This is a genomic window from Aquitalea sp. S1-19 (assembly GCF_024343515.1).
Genome location: NZ_RJTZ01000107.1, coordinates 9422 through 9988, shown reverse-complemented (window position 1 = coordinate 9988; position 567 = coordinate 9422). Strand labels below are relative to the sequence as shown.

Below are 567 nucleotides of genomic sequence, written 5' to 3'. Positions count from 1 at the left end.
GAATTTGTTGCCTGCGATGCCGTGCAGCGTAGCGAGGCCGGCACCAGCCAGTACGCGCAATATGATCAACTGATGCTGGGTACGCTGCTGAATCTGGATGTATTCAGCCTGCTCGCCAAACGCCGTGCCTTTATCAACCTGTCACTGAGCGTGTTGAACAACCCGCAACTGGCTACCCTGGCCGCACAGCGCGTCATCTGCATACTCAACCCCTCGGCCGGAGAACGCATCGGGCAAGCAGAACTGGCTCAGATACAGCAGCTCAAACAGCAAGGGCTGTGCTTTGCGCTGGAGCCGACACAGTTCGGAGAAGGACAGCTGACCCCCTCGTTGCAAAACGATCTGTTCGGGCTGATGGACTATCTGATACTCGATTTTTCCGCCTCGGCCGAAGAGGTACTGATCCCGTTTCTGGACAAACTGCCCGCGCGCTTCCCGCGAGCACGCTGGTATGCACGCAATATCAGCTCGATGGAGGCGTACGAAGTCTGTCTGCGCAGCAGTGCTGCACACGAACGCTTTGTCCTGTTCCAGGGGCCATTCATCACCCAGGTGCGCAAGATAGAG

1 protein-coding gene is annotated in these 567 nt (G+C 57.5%); it reads left to right on the top strand.

Going from position 1 to position 567, the window contains the following annotated elements; translation table 11 throughout:
• A partial coding sequence (locus EGI20_RS14235) for a YuxH family protein (protein ID WP_498632263.1) occupies window positions 1-567 on the top strand: 567 nt, incomplete at both ends.